Raw genomic sequence first — 665 nt, 5'->3', positions numbered from 1 at the left:
TACTCTGGTCTACATAAGAGCGGCCAGCCGGTGCCGTGACCGGCTGATAAGCCTGATAGCCTGCATAAGAGCTGGTCGCCGGAATATAACCACCGCTGCCATACGTGGCGGCTTGAGTTCTGGCGGCGGTCTGGTCAAGTGTGTCTGACTCTTTGTTGATGACACCGAGTTTTTCCAGTACCCAGTCAATACCGCTGCGCAGTTTGTTGAACGCATTAAGCGGCAGCATCAGCGCGTCAGCCAGTGCCTGCCCGAACATGACGCCCGTGTCACGGCAACGGTTCAGGGTGTCCTGGGTGGCTTTAACCGGGGCAATCAGGTTTTTAAACCACTGCCACGCGGCCTGTAACTTTTCGCCCAGCCAGTCAAACACCGGCTTCAGTGGTGTGAACAGTTCCTCCACCGGCGCAAATGCCGCTTTCAGCCCTTCAACCACACCGCCAAAGAATGCGCTGACAGGCTCCCAGTATTTACGGATAAGCAACGCCCCGGCGACAATGGCGGCCACCACGGCCACAACCGGCCAGCTAATAGCCCCGATGGCGGTCATAACAGCACTGCCAACCGTCGTGAAGATTGCCCCCATTGCGCCTGCTGCCGCGATGATGGCATTGATGCCGGTGATAACCGGCCAGGCTACGAGGCCAATGGCACCGATGACACCA

The 665-nt window shown here is 58.2% G+C and carries 1 pseudogene; it reads right to left on the bottom strand.

The features are described 5' to 3' along the window. A pseudogene (locus WES_RS13310) lies at positions 1-665 on the bottom strand (phage tail tape measure protein); the annotation flags it as partial.

This window comes from Escherichia sp. KTE31 (assembly GCF_000407925.1).
GTDB classification, from domain to species: domain Bacteria; phylum Pseudomonadota; class Gammaproteobacteria; order Enterobacterales; family Enterobacteriaceae; genus Escherichia; species Escherichia ruysiae.
This window is presented reverse-complemented; position numbering and strand designations above follow the sequence as displayed.